Origin of the sequence: Butyrivibrio sp. WCE2006, from assembly GCF_000701985.1 — a bacterium.
GTDB lineage: Bacteria > Bacillota > Clostridia > Lachnospirales > Lachnospiraceae > Butyrivibrio.
The window spans coordinates 16,419-37,744 of sequence record NZ_JNKH01000026.1 but is presented as its reverse complement, the minus strand read 5'-3'; the positions used below and the strand labels follow the sequence as shown (position 1 = coordinate 37,744).

General features: G+C 42.1%; 18 protein-coding genes, 2 pseudogenes and 1 riboswitch. Of the genes and pseudogenes, 19 read left to right on the top strand and 1 reads right to left on the bottom strand.

All coding sequences use genetic code 11. The features are described 5' to 3' along the window. Nucleotides 1-93 precede the first annotated feature (93 nt). Both T501_RS13990 and T501_RS13985 read left to right on the top strand, forming a co-directional pair. Nucleotides 94-1,410, top strand: a complete 1,317-nt coding sequence (locus T501_RS13990) for a GGDEF domain-containing response regulator (protein ID WP_026510417.1) — start codon at nucleotides 94-96, stop codon at nucleotides 1,408-1,410. Continuing rightward, complete coding sequence (locus T501_RS13985) at nucleotides 1,407-2,720, top strand: putative bifunctional diguanylate cyclase/phosphodiesterase (RefSeq protein WP_044915470.1); 1,314 nt, start codon at nucleotides 1,407-1,409, stop codon at nucleotides 2,718-2,720. Before T501_RS13990 ends, T501_RS13985 begins: the two co-directional genes overlap by 4 nt. A 137-nt stretch (nucleotides 2,721-2,857) precedes the next feature. Here the strand turns inward: T501_RS13985 and T501_RS21385 are convergent, their stop codons facing one another. Next, nucleotides 2,858-3,022 (bottom strand): hypothetical protein, encoded by a 165-nt coding sequence (locus T501_RS21385; RefSeq protein WP_155831440.1) that lies wholly within the window; start codon nucleotides 3,020-3,022, stop codon nucleotides 2,858-2,860. A gap of 351 nt (nucleotides 3,023-3,373) precedes the next feature. On the opposite strand from T501_RS21385, the gene acpP reads away from it, so the two are divergent. The 17 genes and pseudogenes from acpP to T501_RS13905 all read left to right on the top strand — a co-directional run bounded on the left by acpP (nucleotide 3,374) and on the right by T501_RS13905 (nucleotide 21,290). Next, nucleotides 3,374-3,601, top strand: coding sequence for an acyl carrier protein (gene acpP / locus T501_RS13980; RefSeq protein ID WP_026510418.1), 228 nt, complete (start codon nucleotides 3,374-3,376; stop codon nucleotides 3,599-3,601). 52 nt (nucleotides 3,602-3,653) lie between these two features. Beyond that, nucleotides 3,654-4,505 carry an acetyl-CoA carboxylase, carboxyltransferase subunit beta gene (gene accD / locus T501_RS13975; RefSeq protein WP_026510419.1) on the top strand — a complete coding sequence of 284 codons (852 nt, stop codon included), beginning with the start codon at nucleotides 3,654-3,656 and terminating at the stop codon, nucleotides 4,503-4,505. Between the two features lie 221 nt (nucleotides 4,506-4,726). Beyond that, entirely contained in the window at nucleotides 4,727-5,542 is an 816-nt protein-coding gene (locus tag T501_RS13970) for an acetyl-CoA carboxylase carboxyltransferase subunit alpha (protein WP_442855610.1), read from the top strand. A 5-nt stretch (nucleotides 5,543-5,547) separates the two neighbouring features. Further along, on the top strand, nucleotides 5,548-6,495 hold the full coding sequence (locus tag T501_RS13965; RefSeq protein WP_044915469.1) for a beta-ketoacyl-ACP synthase III: 948 nt from the start codon (nucleotides 5,548-5,550) through the stop codon (nucleotides 6,493-6,495). A 35-nt stretch (nucleotides 6,496-6,530) separates the two neighbouring features. Next, entirely contained in the window at nucleotides 6,531-7,430 is a 900-nt protein-coding gene (locus T501_RS13960) for a DUF561 domain-containing protein (protein WP_026510422.1), read from the top strand. After that, nucleotides 7,427-8,365 (top strand): ACP S-malonyltransferase, encoded by a 939-nt coding sequence (gene fabD / locus T501_RS13955; RefSeq protein WP_044915468.1) that lies wholly within the window; start codon nucleotides 7,427-7,429, stop codon nucleotides 8,363-8,365. Before T501_RS13960 ends, fabD begins: the two co-directional genes overlap by 4 nt. A 24-nt stretch (nucleotides 8,366-8,389) precedes the next feature. After that, entirely contained in the window at nucleotides 8,390-9,127 is a 738-nt protein-coding gene (gene fabG, locus T501_RS13950; protein WP_044915467.1) for a 3-oxoacyl-[acyl-carrier-protein] reductase, read from the top strand. A 19-nt stretch (nucleotides 9,128-9,146) separates the two neighbouring features. After that, on the top strand, nucleotides 9,147-10,415 hold the full coding sequence (gene fabF / locus T501_RS13945) for a beta-ketoacyl-ACP synthase II (protein WP_044915466.1): 1,269 nt from the start codon (nucleotides 9,147-9,149) through the stop codon (nucleotides 10,413-10,415). A gap of 109 nt (nucleotides 10,416-10,524) precedes the next feature. Continuing rightward, nucleotides 10,525-10,977, top strand: a complete 453-nt coding sequence (gene fabZ, locus T501_RS13940) for a 3-hydroxyacyl-ACP dehydratase FabZ (RefSeq protein ID WP_044915465.1) — start codon at nucleotides 10,525-10,527, stop codon at nucleotides 10,975-10,977. A gap of 727 nt (nucleotides 10,978-11,704) precedes the next feature. Beyond that, nucleotides 11,705-12,166 (top strand): MarR family winged helix-turn-helix transcriptional regulator, encoded by a 462-nt coding sequence (locus tag T501_RS13935; protein WP_044915463.1) that lies wholly within the window; start codon nucleotides 11,705-11,707, stop codon nucleotides 12,164-12,166. A gap of 72 nt (nucleotides 12,167-12,238) precedes the next feature. Next, a riboswitch (cobalamin riboswitch) is annotated at nucleotides 12,239-12,450 on the top strand. Between the two features lie 159 nt (nucleotides 12,451-12,609). Next, nucleotides 12,610-13,941, top strand: a pseudogene (locus tag T501_RS13930) (sirohydrochlorin cobaltochelatase); the annotation flags it as partial. A 580-nt stretch (nucleotides 13,942-14,521) separates the two neighbouring features. Then, complete coding sequence (locus T501_RS13925) at nucleotides 14,522-16,144, top strand: ABC transporter substrate-binding protein (RefSeq protein ID WP_044915459.1); 1,623 nt, start codon at nucleotides 14,522-14,524, stop codon at nucleotides 16,142-16,144. A 19-nt stretch (nucleotides 16,145-16,163) separates the two neighbouring features. After that, nucleotides 16,164-17,171: a FecCD family ABC transporter permease gene (locus T501_RS13920; RefSeq protein WP_044915457.1), complete on the top strand. Its 1,008-nt coding sequence runs from the start codon at nucleotides 16,164-16,166 to the stop codon at nucleotides 17,169-17,171. Next, a pseudogene (locus T501_RS22720) lies at nucleotides 17,171-17,668 on the top strand (ABC transporter ATP-binding protein); the annotation flags it as partial. The gene T501_RS13920 and the pseudogene T501_RS22720, both read left to right, overlap by 1 nt. 447 nt (nucleotides 17,669-18,115) lie before the next feature. Beyond that, a complete protein-coding gene (locus T501_RS22715) occupies nucleotides 18,116-19,687 on the top strand; it encodes a cobyric acid synthase (protein WP_044915479.1) in 1,572 nt (523 codons plus the stop codon). After that, entirely contained in the window at nucleotides 19,684-20,772 is a 1,089-nt protein-coding gene (locus tag T501_RS13910) for a nicotinate-nucleotide--dimethylbenzimidazole phosphoribosyltransferase (protein WP_044915456.1), read from the top strand. Before T501_RS22715 ends, T501_RS13910 begins: the two co-directional genes overlap by 4 nt. Beyond that, the gene (locus tag T501_RS13905; RefSeq protein WP_026510432.1) at nucleotides 20,769-21,290 is read left to right on the top strand and encodes a bifunctional adenosylcobinamide kinase/adenosylcobinamide-phosphate guanylyltransferase; all 522 of its coding nucleotides are present in this window, start codon (nucleotides 20,769-20,771) and stop codon (nucleotides 21,288-21,290) included. The genes T501_RS13910 and T501_RS13905 overlap by 4 nt, the downstream gene beginning before the upstream one ends. Nucleotides 21,291-21,326 lie beyond the last annotated feature (36 nt).

Sequence of the window (21,326 nt, the reverse complement as noted above, 5' to 3'; positions counted from 1 at the left end):
AAAAAGTTTAAAAAATTCGTTTATTCGCGCAATTTTGAACTATTGGCGAGTATAATGTAAGCAGGTGGTTTAGCTTCTTAGAGGTTGTTTTTCATGAAGAAAATTCTGATAGTAGATGATGAAAGAATTACTCTTAGAATGACACAGCATATTCTCGCGCCTCATTATGAGACTATTTGTGTTACTTCCGGTACGGAAGCAATAGAGAAATATAAGCATGAACGTCCTGACATGATTCTTACTGATCTGCACATGCCGGGAATGTCAGGTTTTGAGCTTCAGAATACATTACAGGATCAATACGCTGAACATATACCTGTGATGTTTATGACTGCGGATGCAGATGAAGAGACAGAGGGCAAGGGATTTGAAGCCGGTGCAGTTGATTTTATAAGAAAGCCGTTTCGGGCAGATGTTCTTATCAAGCGCGTGGAGAATATCCTTAAGAATGTGGAACAGATTAAGGGATTGAAGGCGGCGGCTGAGACAGACCCCATGACAGGGCTGCTCAATAAGGCATCATCACAGATAGAGATAGGTGCCATGTGCAGAGAAACCAAAGGCGTGCTTATGATGATCGATCTTGACAGCTTCAAGCTGGTCAATGATATTTATGGGCACAGCATGGGGGATAAAGTTCTCATAAGATTTGCCGAAATAATAAGAACAGCTATCAGAACCAATGACGTAGCAGGACGAATGGGAGGAGATGAATTCATCGCCTTCTGTCAGAATGCAATGGATGAAAAAATAATTGCGGAGAAAACCAGGTACATAAATGACGAACTTTTAAAATCAGCGAAGGAATTTATGGGGGAGGATATGAACATACCCCTTGGTGCCTCAGTGGGGGCGGTTATTGCTCCTGAAGAAGGAACGGATTTCCTTACGCTTTATAAAAAGGCTGATAAGGCACTTTATAATGTAAAACAGAATGGAAAGCACGGATATTGTATTTTTGTAGAGTCTGAGAAGGACAATTATGGTGAAGCCGCTGTTGCATCCGATATCGTCCAGGATATGATGATACTCTCCGAGAGAAGCAAGGGAAAAGGTGCCTACGCCCTGAACGGAGACCAGTTTAAGCTGATATACAGATTTTTGTGCAGGGTTGAGGATAATTACCAGGTTGGCAATCGCTATATAATTTTTACCATAAGTCCTTCAGACAAGGAGAATGATAAGGTTGATGCCGAGACAGGTGAGAAGTTTTATCAGATTGTAAAGGAATCCCTGCGTGGAAGCGATGTGGTATCTCAAAACGGCTACAGCCATATCAGGGTAATTCTTATTGAGACCGAGGCAATTAACAGCGAAACAGTTATTAACAGAATTATAGATAAATGGAAAGAGATGGATTCCTCAGGTAAATATTTGATAAGCTACGAGATGGAGATTATTAGAGCATGAAAGAAGATGAGAGGGGAAAAATGTTTGAAGACCGAAAAATACATTATCTGACTGGACTCCCTAACGCCGGCGGTTATCTGGATGAAATAATAAGAAAAATGAAGGACGGAACCATTCAGAACTATACTGCTTTTTATTTCAATCTCAAGGGCTTTGGCAACATCAATCAGAGATATGGAATGGAAAAGGGTGACATGATAATTGTTCAGTTTTCCGGGAAGGTCAAGGGTTTTCTTGAGGATGACGAGGTGCTGGGACATCTTGGTGGTGACAATTTCGTTGCGCTGGTTAAGAAGGAGAGAAAAGAGAAATTTTGTCGTCTTCTAAACGGAATAGAGATTATTCTGGAAACAGAGGGTCATAGTTATAAACTTCGCATACCTTCTACGATAGGTCTTTGGGATATAAATGATGAATTTACAGATCCCGGAGAGACCATAGGAAGGACTTCAATTGCTTTGCAGTACGCAAAGCATATTCAGCATGTTCCCGTGGTGAGCGTAACAGATGCCATGGTTGAGCGCGTTGCAGTACAAAAATCTGTTTTGCAGAGGTATCAGAGTGCGCTTAGTAACCATGAGTTTCTTGTGTACTATCAGCCAAAGGTTGATTCGAGAAACAATATGCTTGTAGGAGCTGAGGGACTTGTGCGCTGGAAACATAAGGGAGAGATGGTATCTCCCGGAATATTTATTCCGCCGCTCGAGACCAATGGAGAGATAGTTCTTCTTGATTATTATGTATTGAGAAGAGCATGTACTGATATCAAGAGATGGATTGATGAGGGAATAGAGCCTGTAACTATTTCAGTCAACTTTTCAAGAAAAGATCTGATGGATCCTGATCTGGCGGAAAACATCGACAGGATCATAACCAATTCCGGAATCGATAAGAAGTTTATCGAGATCGAAGTTACCGAGACCGTCGATGAGCAGGAGCACGGAGAACTCGCCAGATTTATAAGTGATCTGGATAGTAGAGGGATTATGACGGCAATCGATGATTTCGGTGCCGGATATTCATCACTGGCAACTCTTAGAGAATTCCAGGTTCATACTCTGAAAATAGACCGCTCCTTTATAAATACCGAGGAGTTTTCCTGGAAGGATGAAATAATCCTCAGAGATATAATCCACATAGCAACAAGCCTTGGAATGGATATTATCACTGAAGGTGTTGAGAGACAGGATCAGATAGATTTTATTAACAAGGTAGGCTGTTTTGTGATTCAGGGATTTTTCTACGACAGACCCCTGCCCGTTGAGGAGTTTGAGGACAGGCTCCGTAATAAAAAATATGAGAAAAAGTAATATTGGATGAGATTTTAAAGGGACTATGCTTCGTCAAGCATAGTCCCTGTTTTTATGTGTTATGTCCCCGGCTCTGTGGACTGATCTTATTGTAGCTGACTTGTCGAGCTGTGGATTTTTGATATTCTGTTTTTTACTTACCAGACGAAGGTAACAGCATTTGCGATATCTTCTGTAATGGTATTGTCTTTAACAAGTTTCTTGAGCCACTTTTCCAGGTCATCTACTTTGTGATCAGTCTCTATAAAGTGAACATTTTTCCCATTTATATCTTTTGCAAGAAACAATTCATACATATACATTGTCCTATTCCTCCGTCAGTAATAATTATGTTTCATGCGACCGGCCGTTTTGCATGTTCTTTTGTGTGTTCAATAATATTATCGAAGTGGAATTTGGAAAAGTTTATAGGAAAATAAAATGTTTTTAACTTTCATAAAGCACCGGAAATAGTGAAAAATTGTTCGCAATCAGACAGTTTCAACTAGGCTTAATTATGTTGGAAAATTCAGAAGGGGACAAGAAAACTGTGGAAACTAAGCCCGGACTATAAAAGGTGGCATTCATTACTACGTTGACAAACGGAAACTTTAAGGATATTATTTCAAAGTAATTTAATTAAAAAGAATTTAGTTAAAACGGAGGAAAATAAAATGAGCTTTGAAGAAATTAAGGGACTTATAGCAGAGATTCTTGCAGTAGATGAGGAGAAGATTACAAAGGAATCAAACCTTATCGATGATCTTGGTGCAGATTCACTCAGCGTTGTTGAGCTTCACATGGAAATCGAGGAGAGACTTGGTGTAAAGATTCCTGATGAGGAAGTTGCAAATCTTAAGACAGTTCAGGACGTACTTAACGCAATCGAGGCACATAAATAATAAAGTTACGATGGCAGCGCCTTATGGAACAGTTTATAGAGGAGGCAGCAGAATGGGGACTTTTCTTGACTCATTATCCTTTCCTGCAAGAGTGAGGAAGGACATTGGCGAGGTCCTTTTGAAAAAGGACAAGGAGCCGGTTTTTATAACATGTAAGGCCTGTAACAGACGAGCTCTGAAACAGGAGTGGAAAAAGAATTATTATGTTTGTCCGGTCTGCGGCAATTACAGACCGATAGGGGCTTACTACAGACTCTCTATTATACTTGATAAGGGAACTTTCAAAGAGTTGAACGAAGACCTTAAGGCAAAGGATCCCATGGATTTTCCGGAGTATCAGGATAAATTGAAGCGCCAGACAGAGAAGACCGGACTTCCCGAGGCGGCTGTTACAGCCACCGGGAAAATCAATGGACATAAGGTTGTAACTATTGTCCTTGACAGCAGATTTTTCATGGGAAGTATGAGTAGTACCGTAGGGGAAAAGGTCACGAGGGCAGTTGAATATGCAACTGAAAAATGTCTGCCCCTGATCATCTTTTCAGCCAGCGGAGGAGCCAGGATGCAGGAAGGAATATTCAGCCTTATGCAGATGGCAAAAACTGCGGCAGCTATTGAGGAGTTCAATGCGGCAGGAGGGCTCTATATCAGCTTCCTGACTCATCCAACGACTGGTGGTGTCACGGCAAGCTTTGCTTCTCTTGGCGACATAACTCTTGCCGAACCCGGAGCGCTGATAGGCTTTGCAGGTCCCAGGGTAATTGAGCAGACTATCCATAAAAAGCTCCCTAAGGGCTTCCAAAGAAGCGAATATCTGGAGGCTCATGGTTTTGTTGACAAGATAGTGCCAAGAAGTGAGATGAGGGATACACTGATCCAACTTATAGAGCTGCATTCAAAATGAGTTTTGTTTTGAGGTGATGGAGGGATTAATCCATGATAGAGAAGGTTTTAAAATCAGTAGAAAAACTCGACCGGAAAATATCTGAACTTGAAAAGAAAGCGGCAGGAGAGACGGACGAACTTGTCGAAACAGCATTTAAATATGACGAGATCCTCGAGGGCATTGAGGATGAGTACGAAGCCTGGGAAGCTCAGGGAATAGAGATAGGCAAGCTTAAAAAAATGCGTGACTGTCTCCTTTCCGAATGTGAGGAGCTGTCTCCTGATGAAAAGGTTTTTCTTGCCAGACACCCTTTAAGGCCGCACATAGAAGATTTTATAGAGGGACTTTTTACAGACTTCTTTGAGCAAAAGGGAGATCACCTCTTTGATGAGGACAAGAGCATATATGGCGGAATTGCCAGATTTCACGGGATACCTGTCACTGTCCTTGGGCACAGAAAAGGGCATACCGTGGAAGAAAACATGGCCTATAATTTCGGAATGCCTTGCCCGGAGGGCTACAGAAAAGCCTTAAGGCTTATGAATCAGGCAGAAAAATTCGGAAGACCGATCATTACCTTTATAGATACTCCCGGAGCATATCCGGGGCTTGAGGCTGAGGAGCATGGTCAGGGTGAGGCGATTGCAATGAACCTTGCCAAGATGAGTCAGTTCCATGTGCCGATCATAGCCGTTGTCACAGGTGAAGGCAATTCCGGAGGAGCTCTGGCGATAGGCGTTGCCAACAAGATTCTTATGCTGGAGAACGCAGTCTATTCAATTCTCAGTCCTGAGGGTTTTGCAAGTATTCTCTGGAAGGATGCTGACAGACACAAGGAAGCATGCAAGCTTATGAAGCTTACAGCGGCTGATCTCCTTAAGGACGGTGTTGCCGATTGCGTTATAAAAGAGCCTGTCGGCGGTGCCCAGAGGGATTATAAGGAAGTGTTTAAAAACCTTGATAAGGAGCTTTATTCCAATCTGAAAGAGCTTATGGCACTGTCACCCTCCGGATGTAAGAAAAACAGACAGATGAAGTACAGGAAGATTGGATAAGAGGGATGAAAAATATTGAAATATTGGGAACTGGAAGAGCGATTCCTTCAAAAGTCGTAACCAATGATGATCTTGCCAAAATAGTTGAGACAAGTGATGAGTGGATTACTACCAGGACCGGTATCAGGCAGAGATATTTCTGTGATGAAAATGAGAGTGCGGACAAACTTGCGATAAAGGCAGCATGTAAAGCGATAGAGTCCTCGGGACTTAATGCACAGGATATAGGAGTATGTATCTGTGCAACACTTTCAGGAGATTATGCAACGCCAAGTATGGCATGCATGGTTCAGAGGGAGCTGGGGCTTAGGGAAAACATCGCAAGCTTTGATATAAATGCAGCCTGCAGCGGTTTTCTGTACGGGCTTGAAGTTGCCAGAGGGATGCTAAATGGATCTTTAGAAAAATACGCTCTTGTAGTTGGATGTGAGCAGCTGTCCAGATTACTTGATATGACTGACCGTTCCACCTGTGTTCTCTTTGGAGACGGTGCGGGAGCAGCAGTTGTAAGGCTCTCGGAGGATGCGCCTTATGCCTCAACTTTAGGGGCAAGAGGCGGATATGAAATTCTTGCAGAGGGACCCGGAAAAGAGCCAAGCCACATAAAAATGCAGGGGCAGGATGTTTTTAAATTTGCAACATCAATTATTCCTCTGTGTATAAAGGAGCTTGAAGAAAAGAGCGGATATTCTTACGGTGATGTCAGTAAGGTGATATGTCATCAGGCAAATGAAAGAATTATCGATTTTGTTGTCAGAAGGATGAAGGCTGATCCGGACAGATTTTACAAAAACATGGAACGTTATGGCAACACAAGTGCTGCTTCAGTGCCGATAGCACTTGATGAACTTGCAGAAAGTAGGCAGCTAAGTAGTGGGGATCTTTTAATGCTGGTCGGTTTTGGTGGAGGACTTACATGGGCAGGAGCGCTCATACGATATGCCGGAAGATAGTGCAGTATCGGTGTTAATAGAGGATGAATGAAAAAATGAAAAAGATTAACGAAATACTCGGAACGGAATTTCCCATAATCCAGGGAGGCATGGCTAACATTGCCACCGGATCTTTTGCAGCAGCATGTTCAAACGCAGGAGCGCTTGGAATTATAGGTGTAGGCGGTATGACACCCAAGATGCTAAGAGATGAGATCAGAATCTGCAAGAGCAAAACAGATAAGCCTTTTGGTGTAAATATAATGCTCATGCATCCTGACGCAGACGAATTTGCTGACATTGTGGTGGAGGAAAAGGTAAAGGTTGTCACAACCGGTGCAGGAAATCCTGCAAAGTACATGGACAAATGGAAGGCAGCAGGAATCATTGTGATTCCGGTAGTTGCGGCACCTATACTTGCAAAGGCTCTTGAGAAATGCGGAGCGGATATGATAATCGCTGAAGGCTGTGAGAGTGGTGGACACATCGGAGAGATGACCACAATGACTCTGGTTCCGCAGACCGTTGATTCGGTAAACATTCCTGTTATTGCAGCAGGCGGTATTGCGGATGGCAGACAGGTTAAGGCGGCATATGCACTTGGAGCCAGCGGCATTCAGGTCGGAACATGTCTTCTTGCCAGTGATGAATGTCCTATTCATGAGAATTATAAAAAGGCGGTCATCAAGGCGAAGGGAACAGATGCTATCGTCACAGGAAGAATCGGTGGAACACCGGTAAGAATCCTTAAAAACAAGATGAGCCGTGAATACATTAAGCAGGAAAAGGCAGGAGCTGATCTTTTAGAGCTTGAGAAATTTACACTTGGAAGTCTTAGAAGAGCGGTTTTTGAAGGAGATACCGAAACTGGAAGTCTCATGGCAGGACAGACTTGCGGACAGGTCAAGGAGATCAGGCCTTTGAGAAAAATTTTTGAGGAGTTAGTAAGAGAATGAAAACAGCATTTTTATATGCGGGACAGGGGAGCCAGCATAAAGGAATGGGCGAGGATATTTACCGCGATTTTGAGGAATTCAGAGAGATTTTTGATAAGGCGGAGCTGTCTTTTGACCTTAAAAAGATGTGTTTTGAGGATCCTGATGAGGAGCTTAGTCTTACAAAATATACCCAGCCCTGCATGGTTGCTTTTGCCTCCGGTGTAACAGCGATTTTGAATAAAAGGGGAATAAAACCTGACTATCTTGCAGGCTTATCTCTGGGAGAGTATTCAGCACTTGAAGCTTCAGGAGTATGGGATGCAAAGACTGCAATTAATCTGGCAGCCTTCAGAGGAGAAGCCATGACAAAGGCAGCAGAGGGTGTTGAGTCAAAAATGGCAGCAGTGATCGGCATTTCCAGAGATAAGCTTCAGGAATCAGTTGATGAAGCATCTTCAGTTGGAGTCGTATCCATTTGTAACGACAACTGCCCGGGACAGATCGTAATCGGCGGTGAAAAGGCTGCGGTTGATAAGGCAGTAGAACTCGCCAAGGAAAATGGCGCAAAAAGATGCATGTATCTTAATGTCAGTGGCCCTTTTCATACCAAATTCATGACTCCTGCGGGAGACGCATTGAAGGAATACTTTGAAGGAATCACCTTTAATGAAGAGCAGATTCCTGTGGTATTCAATGTCAAGGGAGATGAAAGAAGAAGTGATGAATCTGTGAAAGAACTTCTTGAAAAACAGGTTCAGAGCGGCGTAAAGATGACTCAGACAATTGAGCATCTGCTTGAAAAGGGTGTAAGACGTTTTGTTGAAATCGGACCCGGAAAAGCTCTTACAGGCTTTGTAAAGAGAACTGCCAAGGAAAAGAACATTGATGACATCGAGTGTATCACCCTGGAAACTTCTAAGGATATAGAGGATTTTGTAGCATTAGCTCAGTGAGATGAATAAGTAGAGGAAACACAAATGGCACGAACAGTAGTTGTAACCGGCGCAAGCCGTGGTATTGGCAGGGAAATTGCACTGTCATTTTCAGAGAATAAATATAATGTTGTGATTACCTATGCAGGAAACGATGCAGCTGCTGCCGAAGCTGAGCAGCTCTGCAGAGAAAAAGGTGCTGAGGATGTCGTTCTTTTCAAGGGAGATGTCTCAGATGAAAAATCCTGTGAAGAGCTTGTTCAAAAAGTAGTTGAGAAGTACGGAAGAATTGACGTGCTCGTAAACAATGCCGGAATCACAAGGGATGGACTTCTTATGAGAATGAGTCCTGAGGATTTTGACAGCGTAGTGTCTACAAACCTAAAGGGCGCATTTTTGATGAGTAAGCTTGTCACAAAGCCCATGATGAAGCAGCGCTATGGAAGAATAATAAATATATCCAGTGTTGTCGGTGTTCACGGAAATGCGGGACAGGCAAATTACAGTGCAAGCAAAGCAGGACTTATCGGCCTGACAAAGAGCAGCGCAAAAGAACTGGCTTCAAGAAATATTACCGTGAATGCTGTTGCACCCGGAATGATCGAAACTGACATGACAAATGTGCTGTCAGATGCACAAAAGGATAACATCAATAATTCAATTCCTGCCAAGAGAATGGGAGAGCCCGGAGACGTGGCGAATGCTGTGCTTTTCCTGGCAGACGAGAAGAGCAGCTATATTACAGGTCAGGTACTTGGGGTCGATGGCGGCATGGGAATGTAAGTTGTAAGAAAGGAACGATATGAAGAGAAGAGTAGTCGTAACCGGCCTTGGTACAGTCAATCCAATCGGTAACAGTGTAGAAGAGAGCTGGGATAGTGTAAAAAATAGCAGAATAGGAATCGGAGAAATAACAGTATTTGACACCACAGAGTATAAGACCAAGGTAGCAGCTGAGGTCAAGGATTTTGATCCTGCAAAGAAGCTGGACAGAAAAGAAATTCGCCATATGGCGAGATTTACTCAGCTTGCTTTATATGCCGCTGAAGAGGCAATAGAGGATTCAGGTCTCTGCAAGTCTGCTGACGGAGAGTATAAATTTGATACTCCTGTATCCGAGATAGCAGCAGAAAGATGCGGAGTTATTATTTCAAGCGGAATCGGTGGACTTGATGAGATTGAAAAACAGCATAACCGCATGACGGAAAAAGGTAACAATATGGTCAGCCCTTTCTTTGTACCTATGGCTATCTGTAATATGGCAGCAGCCCGCATAGCAATAGCTCATGGCTTTAAGGGAATGTGCACCTGCCCTGTTACTGCCTGCGCAGGCGGAAGTAATGCCATCGGAGATTCTTTTTTCAGAATAAGAGATGGCTACGAGGATGTGATGATCTGCGGCGGAACTGAGAGCAGCATAACTCCTCTTGGAATCGCAGGTTTCCAGAATATGAAGGCACTTTCAGATTCTACAGACCCTGCAAGAGCAAGCATTCCTTTTGATAAGGACAGAAACGGCTTTGTAATGGGCGAGGGAAGCGGTGTCCTCGTACTTGAAGAATACGAGCATGCTGTCAGCAGAGGCGCGCATATCTATGCTGAGATAGTTGGTTATGGAAGTAACTGCGATGCTTATCACATAACTTCTCCTTCACCGGACGGAGTCGGCGGTGCAGCTTGCATGAAGCTTGCCATCAAAGATGCAGGAATCAGTGAAAATGATATCGACTACATCAACGCGCACGGAACATCAACAAGCCTTAATGATAAATATGAAACAGCAGCCATAAAATCAGTTTTTGGCGATCATGCAAAGAAACTCTACGTCTCCAGTACAAAGTCAATGACAGGACATCTCCTCGGCGGCGCAGGCGGAGTAGAGGCTATATTTAGTGTAAAGGCATTGGAAGACGGTTTCGTTCCTCCGACTGTAGGACTTAAGGAAACTGATCCTGAACTGGATCTTAATTATGTTCCCGGTAAGGGCATAGAATCTGATCTTAAGTATGTGCTTAGTAACAGCCTTGGCTTTGGCGGACACAACGCTTGTCTCATCTTTAAGAAGTTTTAAGATTCTTTGAACGTTCTTTGTGTAGCGCTTGGAAAGTCGTATTGATTATTTTGCAATGATAGGGAAGATAGGGTTACTCTGTCATCGCATTTAGAGGAAAATAAATAGTATGAATATAGAAGAAAGAGTTGAAAAGAAATCACTTACTGCAGAGGAAATAGCTGAAATACTGCCGCACAGATATCCTTTTGCTCTTGTGGACAGAATTATAGATCATGAGCCTGGAATATGGGCTGTGGGAAGAAAGTGCGTCAGTATGGATGAGCAGTTCTTTCAGGGACATTTTCCCGGAAGACCTATAATGCCCGGGGTTCTGATTATTGAAGCACTTGCACAGACAGGAGCTGTTGCAGCGCTATCTCTTCCTGAAAACAGAGGTAAGATTGCTTTGTTCGGAGGCATAAGGAATGCCCGCTTCAAAAAGCCTGTAACTCCAGGGGATGTTCTTGAGCTCCGCTGTCAGATGGTCAGATGCAAAGGCTCTGTGGGAGTAGCAGAAGCAGAGGCTCTTGTGGACGGAGTAGTTGTCACTAAGGCTGAAATTACATTTTCAATAATATGATACGAGGAGCAAAGGTTATAATGAGATTATGCTTGCATAAATAGCATAATGACTTAATGTACCTTACCTCATAATATAGTGACAGGATCCGGAATTTTATCAGAAATTCCGGATTTTTACATTAGCAGAGCGCTGAGATGTCCTTTACTGCTTGACAGGTGAGTTGTGCTAAATGTATTATCTTGAAGGTTCAAAATGGAATTAATGTGAAGTTATATCCTTTGCTGTGGAAAGTTGACGTTATTTCGTTTATGAGGAGTCTGACTAATTAAAATCTTATTTTAGACTGATTATTTTGTTCAAAAAAGAACATTGAAGTATCAGAAATTCAATGAAATTGGTCATTTGATGTATTCAAAATGCTAATAATGCATGAAAATATGATTCATGTATGCGCTTTTTCAGAAAGTCGTCAGTCATTCTTTAGAAAACTTTAAGATTGGCTTAATACCTTTTCGGGTTTCAGTGATGGGTATCTTTGCAAAGTATGCTATACTAGATGAAAGTTACAAAATAGGGTCAAAGGCCATAATTCGTTTATGCCTGCATAAATCGAATCATGACATATTAAACCGTTAAACGTGAGTAGGTAGCAGATTACACAGTAAATTAACGGATTTCGATTGTTTTGAATTGCGAAAGTTTCGGAAAAAGTAACTTTTATCATCAGTAATGGGCTAAATTTACTTTTGATCCTTACATCATTATTTTCAAAGGAATATATAAAATGCTCGATTATGCCATAAGTCAAATATATGATAAGCTTCGCCTTCATTTTTTTCTGAAGGTTTATTCGCGTTATGAAAACAGAGAGGCAACACTCACAACGGTTGAAACTTTCAGTATGGAGATAATAATGGCTATGAATGAGCCAACTATTGCTGAGTTTGCAAAAACGCTTAATATATCCTCTCCCAATGCTGCTCACAGAATCAAGTGTCTGGTTCAAAAAGGATATCTTGAAAAAGTGCAGTCCAAGGATGATGGAAGAGAATTTCACCTTCGTCCCACCAAGAAGTATCTTGATTTCTGCAAGATCAATCAGGACTATCTGAAGATCCTTATGAAGAGGTGCGAGAAGAGATTCTCTCCTGAGGACTATAAAAAGCTTAACGAAATGCTGGATATCATAAACAAAGAGCTTATGCCTGAGCTTGATATTGAAGCTTTTAAGAATACATCCATTTGATATGGAATTAGTTTTGAGTAATTCAGGCTGTAAGAGAAGCCTGAATAGTAATTAAAGGACTTTTTCAAAATAGAATATAGACAGTTTTGTGGTGCCGCTTAAGTCAGGGAAGTTTATCTGACTGCAGAGGGTAAAAGGGAAACAGGTGTAAAACCTGTGCGAACTCGTCACTGTAAATGGGGAGTGCTGATATCGCATTTTATGACCACTGGGGAATCTCGGGAAGGCAGATAGCAGCATGATGATCCATGAGCCAGGAAACCTGCCATGAAGCTGGTACAGGATAAGATTTCCTTTTGGAAATTGTAATCCGGACCACGAGTAATTGGCCGTACCGAATAGAAGGGTTTATGAAAAATAGAACCCTGTAGTTTTGTGTGCAAAAAACTCATTTCCGGATTTTGGGAATGAGTTTTTTCTATATAAAAAGGAGGCATTATATTATGAAAAGAAGAATAGTGTTAGCAGTGCTTGCAATGGCAACCTCAATGTCACTGGTTGTTGGATGCGGCAAAACAGGAGCTGAATCCGGAGCAGTGCAGGAAACTGTTTCTGATGAAAGTTCAAATGAAGCATCTGAGGAAGCAGAAGCGCAAGAGCAGGCTGATGAAGCAAGTGAGGAAGTAAGCGAAGCTGAAGCAGAAGAGGATGCCGCTAAAGAGCAGGCAGAGGATGCAGAAGAGACAGAGGATGATGCTGATATGAGTGATGAGGAGAAAGCTAAGGAAGTAGCTGACCTTATAGATTCTATCTATGTTCAGCAGAGGACCGACGAGACAGATGAGCTTTGTGAAAAAGCAAAGGCTGCCTGGGATAATCTTACAGATGAGCAGAAGGAACTTGTAGAAGGTGAAAACGCAGATCCTGATTACTTTGGAAGAGATACAGGTGATGCATCAAAGGATGATCCGCTTAATACAGATAACATCGGAGAAAATGAGATACTTGTTGTCAGCTTTGGAACATCTTTTAATGACAGCAGGGTGGAAGATATAAGTGGAGTTGAAAAAGCTATCGTTGATGCTTATCCTGACTGGTCTGTAAGAAGAGCTTTCACTGCTCAGATTATCATCAACCATGTTCAGGCAAGAGATGGTGAGAAAATTGATAACATGGAGCAGGCTCTTGAGAGAGCAGTCCAGAATGGTGTAAAAAATCTTGTTGTTCAGCCTACACACCTTATGCATGGTGCTGAGTACGATGAGCTCAAGGAAGCAATTGACAACTATGCAGATAAATTTGACAGCGTAGTTATTGCAGAGCCCCTTCTTGGAGAAGTAGGAAGTGATGCAAGTGTAATAAATGAAGATAAGAAAGCTGTTGCCGAGGCGGTTGTGGAAGCTTCTGTAAAGTCAGCAGGTTTTGAAAGCATTAAAGCTGCAGCAGATGATCAGACTGCTTTCGTATTCATGGGACACGGAACAGCACACACTGCAAAAGTTACTTATTCTCAGATGGCAACTCAGATGAAGGAACTTGGCTATGACAATGTTTTCATTGGAACAGTTGAGGGTGAGCCTGAAGAAACTGCTTGTGACAAGGTAATCGAGAATGTCAAGGAAGCAGGCTATACAAAGGTTATTCTTCGTCCTTTGATGGTTGTTGCAGGTGATCATGCAAACAACGATATGGCTGGAGATGATGAGGATTCCTGGAAGAGCATGTTTGAGGCTTCCGGAGCTTTTGAGAAAATAGACTGCCAGATAGAAGGTCTTGGAAGAATCGATGCAGTTAAGGATTTATATGTAGCTCATACTGCAGCAGCAATCTCTGAATCAGGTGTTGAAGCAGGTGAAACTGCTGCAAAGGCAGAAAGTGCTGAGGCAATTGAGAACGGAGAGTATCAGGCAAAATTCACAACTGACAGTTCAATGTTTAAGATAAATGAAGCCTATGAGGACATGGGAACTTTAACCGTAAAAGATGGTGAGATGGTAATTCATATCAGCCTTCCTTCCGAGAACATTGTAAATCTTTTTCCCGGAACAGCTGAGGATGCCATGAAGGATGGTGCAGTTCTTCTTGAGCCCACAAAGGATGAAGTTACCTACAGTGACGGTACAACAGAAACAGTAAACGGTTTTGATGTTCCTGTTCCCTATCTTGATAAGGAGTTCGACCTTGCACTGATAGGAACAAAGGGAAAGTGGTATGACCACAAGGTAGTTGTTGAAACTCCTGCTAAGTAATAACTGATAGGGTTTTTCTTAGAAAAAGCAGGAATTTAAAACATAAGCCAATACTGTTAGTGTAATAAAATGCCTGCGAAGAAATATTGTATTTATCAGAATTACAAATTGGTTTTAGGAAAAATGCAGAACTAAAGTCCGGCAGGCACAAAAGAATGAGGATTTAATGAATTTTAGAAAAACAATAACCTCTTTATGTATTTTAATATTAGCAACATTTATCATAACCTCCTGCGCTTCGCAGGAGGTTACTTCCACTAATCAGAATATAAATGTAATATCAGAACATAATTACTTTGTTGATATAAGCTTTGAAGGAGGAACAGGGAAAGCTTACATCAAATCCCCGGTAGAGATTACTGATAATAATGGAAAGCTTTCTGCTAAATTTGTCTGGAGCAGCAGCAATTATGACTACATGATCGTAAACGGGCAAAAATATGAAAATGAAAATAACGGTGGAGAATCGACCTTTACCGTAGATATAGATAATATAGATGAACCTCTGACGGTTATCGGGGATACAGTGGCAATGAGTGTCCCTCATGAAATTGAATATACGATAACCTGGGGCGAAAAACACGATGGTAATACTTCTGCAGAAGAAAATTTAGAAGCAGAAAATGAAAGTAGCCCGGTAGAAGAGAATTCAGAAGCAGGCAATGAGGAGCCTTCAACAAGGAAAGATAAGAACTCAGATGCGAAATTATCTGAGTTAAAAGCTGCGCTTGAAGATGCAGGTTTATCCTCTACCGGCAAGACAGAACTTAAATATGCTACAGGTTTTGAAATAGAAAAATACGGAGATTATTCTCTCATATCTATAGATAATTCCGGGAACTATCTGGTTTTACCGGAAGGTTCAGATGAGAAGATAACAAGTAATATCCTGGAAAAAGCAGGCAAGGATGTTGTGATTTTGCAAAAGCCTCTTGATAAGACTTATCTTGTATCAACATCTGCAATGGACCTTATTAACACCTGCGGCGCCCTTGATATGATAAAGCTTTCAGGTACAAAGAAGGAAGACTGGTACATTGATGCTGCGAAGGATGCCATGCAGGATGGAAAAATAATATATGCGGGAAAATACAGAGCTCCCGATTACGAGGTTATCCTTGGGGCAGGCTGCAATTTTGCCATAGAAAATACTATGATATATCATGAGCCCGCAGTTAAAGAAAAGCTTACAGAGCTAGGCATACCTGTACTTGTTGAGACTTCCAGCTACGAGGAGCATCCTCTTGGAAGGCTTGAATGGATAAAGCTTTACGGAGCACTTTTTGACAGGGAAAAAGAAGCAGAACAATATTTTGATGATCAGCTTGGTTCCATGAGCGCAATCATGGATGATAATAAGAAGACAGGAAAAACTGTTGCCTTTTTCCATGTAACCGCAAATGGCCTTATCAATGTAAGAAAATCCGGTGATTATATTACCAGGATGATTGAGCTTTCAGGCGGAAAGTATGCCCTTCTTGGAGCAGGGGAAGGGGAAAATGCACTCTCAACCATGAACATGCAGATGGAGGATTTTTACAGAGAGGCGGCTTTGGCAGATATAATAATCTACAACAGCACCATCGGTGGCGAGATTCATTCTATCGATGACCTCATTGCAAAGAATAAACTGTTTAGCGATTTTAAAGCGGTAAAAGAAAAAAGAGTTTATTGTACGGAGAGAAATCTTTTTCAGCAGATAACGGGAATGGCTGAATTTATGCGAGACTTAAGTGATGTGCTAAGTGATGTGGACAGAGACTACACTTACCTGAATAAGTTATCGTAAATGGAATTAGGAAACATATATGAATAGAAAAAGAAGCATCATATTCTTTAGCCTGATAACAATTTTCATAGTGGTAGTATTTTGGATAAGCATTATCCTTGGAAGCGCTTACGTATCCGTGTGGGACTTGTCCGGAATTATTTCCGGTAAGTCCGACAATGAGATGCTAAGAAGCATCATTCTTAATATCAGACTTCCGAGGGCAGTGTCTGCAATCATTCTGGGAGGAGCGCTGGCTCTGTCAGGATATCTTTTGCAGACCTTTTTTGGGAATCCTATCGTTGGGCCATTTGTGCTTGGAATATCTTCAGGAGCCAAGCTGTCGGTTGCCATTTTCATGATTTCATTTCTATATATGGGAAAAGAGATGGGACTAAGTATGATGGTGTTGTCAGCCTTCATTGGAGCGTCTCTTGCCATGAGTTTTGTACTTATGATTTCCACAAAAGTTAAGAGCATGAGCACTCTTGTTGTGTGCGGAATAATGATAGGATATATATGTTCAGCCATAACTGATTTTGTGGTGACATTTGCGGATGATTCAAATATTGTAAATCTTCATAACTGGTCCATGGGAAGTCTTTCCGGAATAAACTGGGATGGAATCAGAGTGTTTACCGTGATCGTGATTCTGGGACTTTTACTTACGGTTACGATTTTAAAACCCATGAATGCCTACAGACTTGGGGAAGCTTATGCAAGGAGCGTTGGCGTAAATATAATCGCCCTCAGGATTATGCTCATATTCATATCAAGCATTCTTGCTGCCTGTGTAACTGCATTTGCAGGCCCCATATCCTTTGTGGGAATAGCAGTTCCTCATCTTGCAAGGATGAGCCTTAAAACTGACAGCGCTCATGTGATGATCCCCGCCAGCTTCCTTGGAGGGGCGCTCATAACACTATTTTGCGATCTTATAGCCAGAACTGTTTTTGCCCCCACTGAGGTCAGCATCAGCTCCGTGACAGCGGTGCTTCTGGTGCCGGTTGTTATTTTTATGATGATTCAAAGGAAAAAGAAGGATTGATGGATAAGTCAAAAGCGATAAGCACTGACAAACTTAATATAGGCTACAAGGAAGACCTGATAAGAGACATTTCAATAATTGTGAAAAAGGGCAAAATCGTCACACTTATAGGTCCTAACGGTTGTGGTAAGACTACGCTTCTAAAGACTCTGACAGGTGAGCTTTCATTAAGGGGCGGTACCGTGTATTTAAATGGTGAGGATAAGTCTGCGTTATCTGCGTCAGAGATTGCAAAGCGCATGTCGCTCCTTATGACCTACAGGGTTAAGCCTGAGCTTATGACCTGCAGAGAGGTTGTGGAGATAGGGCGATATCCCTACACCGGGCGGCTTGGAATCCTTTCAGAAGCAGACAGGGAAAAAGTTGAAGAAGCCATGCGGTGGACTGATGTTTCAGAACTTTCGGATAAGTTTTTTGAAAAAATAAGTGACGGACAAAAACAAAGAGTCCTGCTGGCCAGAGCCATATGTCAGGAACCGGAGATTCTGGTACTTGATGAGCCCACATCTTTCCTTGATATAAGGCATAAAATCGACATTCTTCAAAAGATCAAAGCCTATGTTCAGGAGAAAAACGTGGCCGTGCTTATGTCACTTCATGAACTGGAAATAGCCAGGAAAATCTCCGATATTGTGGTTGCAATCGGAGAGAGGAAAGTCCTGAAAATAGGAAAGCCCTCAGAAGTATTTAAGGAGAGCTTCATAAGAAAGCTTTATCATATTGAGAATATAGATATTGAGCTGCTTGGGGAGATGCCATGGGAGAAAGAAAAAGAATCTACTCAGGCAAACGCGCCCGAATCGTCTTTACATAATAATGAAGAAAGTTCAGTAGTGATAGGGAAACCTGTAGAAGAATCATCAAAAGAAGCTTCATTTAATAAAAATAAAATTGATGCTTCAGATGAAGCGCCTTTTCTCAAGAGGAAAAAGGCAAAGGTCATAATGATTCAGGGCACTATGTCAAATGCCGGAAAAAGTGTTATAGCAGCCGGTCTTTGCAGGATTTTCAGCGATGATGGGTATAAGGTTGCGCCATTTAAGTCTCAGAATATGGCACTTAATTCTTTTATCACAAAGGACGGCCTCGAGATGGGCAGAGCCCAGGTGATGCAGGCAGAGTGTGCCAGAATTGAGCCTATGTCCATTATGAATCCCATACTCTTAAAACCTACCAGTGATGTGGGTTCCCAGGTCATTGTAAATGGCAGAGTTATCGGAAACATGAAGGCAATGGAGTATTTCAGGCACAAGAAGGATTATGTAAAAGACATTCTTGATGCTTACAACAGGCTCTCGGACATGGTAGATGTGATAGTTGTTGAGGGCGCTGGCTCTCCTGTGGAGATGAATCTTAAAAAGGATGACATCGTGAACATGGGACTTGCAGAGATGATAGATGCGCCCGTTCTACTGGTTGGAGACATAGACAGAGGCGGCGTTTTTCCGCAGCTCCTTGGTACGCTTGACCTTCTTGAAGATGATGAGAGGAGAAGAGTTAAAGGGCTTATAGTCAATAAATTCCGAGGGGATATAAGGCTTTTTGATGATGGTATACGCATCCTTGAAGATAAAGGAAAAACAAGGGTTGCGGGTGTTGTTCCTTATATTGATGTCAAGCTTGATGATGAGGATTCTCTTTCTGACAGATTTACAAAAAAAGAGGTGAAGACTTTTGATATAGCTGTTATAAGGCTTCCGCATATATCGAATTTTACAGACTTTGATACCTTTGAACAGCTTGAAGATGTGTCGGTAAGGTATGTTTATGAGCCATCAGAACTTAAGGATCCTGACCTCATAATTTTGCCCGGAACAAAAAACACGATCGCAGATCTAAGGAGTATCAAGGAAAACGGCCTTTTTGATGAAGTCATCAAAAAGGCAGCAGAAGGCATATGTGTCTTTGGAATATGCGGCGGTTTCCAGATGCTAGGCAGGAAAATAGAAGACCCTTATCATGTGGAAGAGGGCGGAAGCATTGAGGGACTTGAGCTTTTACCTGTTGATACGGTTTTGGAAAATGAGAAGGTGAGAACCCGTTATGAAGGAAAGGTGAATTCAGTTTCCGGAATCCTTAGCGGATTAGAGGGTATTTTGGTTGAGGGTTATGAAATACATATGGGAAAAACCGTTCCCTATGATGAAAATGGGAAAACTGTTCCCTATGGTGAAATGGGGAATACTGTCACCTACGGAGAAATGGAAAAAAATACACCCGCCGAAGAGCCTTTAGAATTCACATCTGGCAGAACGGGATTTTGCAGTAAAAATGTGTACGGAACCTACATCCACGGCTTTTTTGATAAGAAGGAGATAGCCTCTTTGGTTATTAAAAAAATCGCAAAAGCAAGGGGAAAAGATATCGTCACGGATAAGATTTCAGACTATGATGAATTCAAGGACAGGGAGTATGACCGTCTTGCAAAAGCGCTAAGAGAGAGTCTTGATATGGATTATATTTATGAAGTCCTGAACGGAAATTACAGGCTTATTAAAGGTAAGGAAGCGGAATGACATTAGAAGAATTATTTTCAATTAAAATAGATAAGCCGGATGGCAAAATCAGAATAAAGTCCAAGGAAAAATGGGATGCGGTTGCAAAGCCCATCGACGGTCTTGGGAGCTTTGAAGCGATGATAAGCCACATGGCAGAGATACAGAGGAAAACTTGTCCTGACATAGAAAAGAAAGCCATCATAATAATGTGCGCTGACAATGGCGTGTTTGAAGAGGGGGTATCCCAGACAAACCAGAAAGTTACGAGGGATGTGGCTGAGCTAATGGGACAAAAAAAGAGTTCTGTAGGTACCATGGCAAAGGGCTATCCGCTTGACTTTTTCGTCTATGATGTAGGCATAAATTGTGAGGATACGCCTTCCGGAGTTATAGCCGCCAAGGTCAGAAAAGGAACTTCGAATTTCGTTAAAGGACCTGCTATGACGCTTGATGAGTGCCTTCTGGCAATTACAACAGGAATTGAGGCAGTAAAGAACAGGAGCAGGGGCGGATATGGCATTATCGCCACTGGCGAGATGGGTATAGGAAACACGACAACCAGCACAGCTCTTCTTTGTGCATTGATGGGACTTAATCCTGCGGGAGTAACAGGGAGAGGCGCAGGACTTTCCGACAGCGGACTTAAGAAAAAGGCAGAGGTTGTTCAAAAGGGGCTGGAGCTTCACAGAGGAGATAAAAAGAATTCAAAGATAGTTACAAAAGAAGAGGCAATTGACGCACTCATGCGCCTTGGAGGTTTTGACATAGCAGGACTCACCGGAGTTTTTATAGGAGGTGCGCTATACCATGTGCCGATAGTGGTAGATGGACTGATTAGTGCAGTTGCAGGGCTTTTGGCTGAGAGGCTTGTACCCGGCAGCAGAGATTATATGATTCCATCACACATGGGGAGAGAGAAAGGAATGGAGATTGTTCTTGGTGAGCTTTCACTTAAACCTGTAATCCATGCTGACCTTGCCCTGGGAGAGGGAACCGGTGCTATTATGCTTTTTCCTATGCTTGATATGGCTATGTCTCTTTATCTTAGCGGCACGGAATTTAACGACACCGTAATAGAGCAGTATGAGAGGTTTGACAGATGATTTATCTTGTAATCGGTACCAGCAACAGCGGAAAATCCGTGCTTGCAGAGGAGCTTTCCATGAAGACGGATGACCCATACAGAGTATATCTCGCCACCATGAAGATATATGATGATGCAGGAAAAGAGCGTGTGGAAAAGCATAGAAGACAGCGGGAAGGAAAAGGCTTTGTCACTATAGAAAAAGAGTACGGAATAGCTGAGACTTTAGCCCAAATTCCTGATCCACAAAAGACAACGGTGCTTCTGGAGTGCGTATCCAATTTAGCCGGAAATGAGATGTTCGAGAATCCTGAAGGAAAAAATCTGACGACCATAGAACTTATAGACAAAGTTGTTGATGAGATAAAGCAGCTCTCGAAGAAAGTTAATAATATCATTATTGTCACGAATGAGTACGAGAGAGATGATGAGGGATATGACGTTTCCACAAGGCGATATGTGTATATCCTTAGCATGATAAATGAGAAGCTGTCTGCTTTTTCAGAGAAGATATATGATCTGAGGAAAGGAAACTAAAGTTGAAAATATTTAGATGGCTCGCTGTAACTTTTT

What these genes read in the sequence shown, in the direction of transcription:
- fabD (WP_044915468.1), top strand. Translation starts at nt 7,427, where the DNA reads ATGAAAACAGCATTTTTATATGCGGGACAGGGGAGCCAGCATAAAGGA.
- T501_RS13965 (WP_044915469.1), top strand. Translation starts at nt 5,548, where the DNA reads ATGAAAAATATTGAAATATTGGGAACTGGAAGAGCGATTCCTTCAAAA.
- acpP (WP_026510418.1), top strand. Translation starts at nt 3,374, where the DNA reads ATGAGCTTTGAAGAAATTAAGGGACTTATAGCAGAGATTCTTGCAGTA.
- T501_RS21385 (WP_155831440.1), bottom strand. Translation starts at nt 3,022, where the DNA reads ATGTATATGTATGAATTGTTTCTTGCAAAAGATATAAATGGGAAAAAT.
- T501_RS22715 (WP_044915479.1), top strand. Translation starts at nt 18,116, where the DNA reads ATGATTCAGGGCACTATGTCAAATGCCGGAAAAAGTGTTATAGCAGCC.
- T501_RS13925 (WP_044915459.1), top strand. Translation starts at nt 14,522, where the DNA reads ATGAATTTTAGAAAAACAATAACCTCTTTATGTATTTTAATATTAGCA.
- T501_RS13985 (WP_044915470.1), top strand. Translation starts at nt 1,407, where the DNA reads ATGAAAGAAGATGAGAGGGGAAAAATGTTTGAAGACCGAAAAATACAT.
- accD (WP_026510419.1), top strand. Translation starts at nt 3,654, where the DNA reads ATGGGGACTTTTCTTGACTCATTATCCTTTCCTGCAAGAGTGAGGAAG.
- T501_RS13905 (WP_026510432.1), top strand. Translation starts at nt 20,769, where the DNA reads ATGATTTATCTTGTAATCGGTACCAGCAACAGCGGAAAATCCGTGCTT.
- T501_RS13960 (WP_026510422.1), top strand. Translation starts at nt 6,531, where the DNA reads ATGAAAAAGATTAACGAAATACTCGGAACGGAATTTCCCATAATCCAG.
- fabG (WP_044915467.1), top strand. Translation starts at nt 8,390, where the DNA reads ATGGCACGAACAGTAGTTGTAACCGGCGCAAGCCGTGGTATTGGCAGG.
- T501_RS13970 (WP_442855610.1), top strand. Translation starts at nt 4,727, where the DNA reads ATGCGTGACTGTCTCCTTTCCGAATGTGAGGAGCTGTCTCCTGATGAA.
- fabZ (WP_044915465.1), top strand. Translation starts at nt 10,525, where the DNA reads ATGAATATAGAAGAAAGAGTTGAAAAGAAATCACTTACTGCAGAGGAA.
- T501_RS13990 (WP_026510417.1), top strand. Translation starts at nt 94, where the DNA reads ATGAAGAAAATTCTGATAGTAGATGATGAAAGAATTACTCTTAGAATG.
- T501_RS13920 (WP_044915457.1), top strand. Translation starts at nt 16,164, where the DNA reads ATGAATAGAAAAAGAAGCATCATATTCTTTAGCCTGATAACAATTTTC.
- fabF (WP_044915466.1), top strand. Translation starts at nt 9,147, where the DNA reads ATGAAGAGAAGAGTAGTCGTAACCGGCCTTGGTACAGTCAATCCAATC.
- T501_RS13935 (WP_044915463.1), top strand. Translation starts at nt 11,705, where the DNA reads ATGCTCGATTATGCCATAAGTCAAATATATGATAAGCTTCGCCTTCAT.
- T501_RS13910 (WP_044915456.1), top strand. Translation starts at nt 19,684, where the DNA reads ATGACATTAGAAGAATTATTTTCAATTAAAATAGATAAGCCGGATGGC.